This is a genomic window from Streptomyces kunmingensis (genome assembly GCF_039533535.1).
In the GTDB taxonomy this organism is placed as follows: domain Bacteria; phylum Actinomycetota; class Actinomycetes; order Streptomycetales; family Streptomycetaceae; genus Streptomyces; species Streptomyces kunmingensis.
This window is the reverse complement of sequence record NZ_BAAATS010000054.1, coordinates 1-325: the sequence shown is the minus strand read 5'-3', so window position 1 is coordinate 325 and position 325 is coordinate 1. Positions and strand designations below refer to the sequence as shown.

Genomic DNA, 325 nt, shown 5'->3' with positions numbered 1-325 from the left:
CTGTCGTGCTGTGGCTCTCAGGTGTGCGGCCAGTTCACGGACAGGACGATCACGATGAACACGGCGAGCAGCGCGAGCGGACCGAGGGGAAGCCTCGCCTCCGAGCTGTCCTCGTCGTACGAGCGGACAGAGTCGTCCTGACCCTGTGGTGCTTCGTCCACTTGACCTGGTTCCGTCCTCTCAGGAGGGAAGTTCGTCGGTGACGTAGCTACGCAGCCAGGTGCGGAAGTCCGGGCCCAAGTCCTCGCGCTCGGCGGCCAGTTGGACGATGGCACGCAGATAGTCGCCGCGGTCGCCGGTGTCATAGCGCCGGCCCTTGAAGACG

General features: G+C 65.5%; 1 protein-coding gene and 1 pseudogene. Both read right to left on the bottom strand.

Going from position 1 to position 325, the window contains the following annotated elements; translation table 11 throughout:
• Positions 1-17: 17 nt before the first annotated feature.
• Positions 18-161 (bottom strand): hypothetical protein, encoded by a 144-nt coding sequence (locus ABD366_RS40250; protein ID WP_324769424.1) that lies wholly within the window; start codon positions 159-161, stop codon positions 18-20.
• 19 nt (positions 162-180) lie between these two features.
• Positions 181-325 (bottom strand): annotated as a pseudogene (locus ABD366_RS40245) (UTP--glucose-1-phosphate uridylyltransferase); the annotation flags it as partial.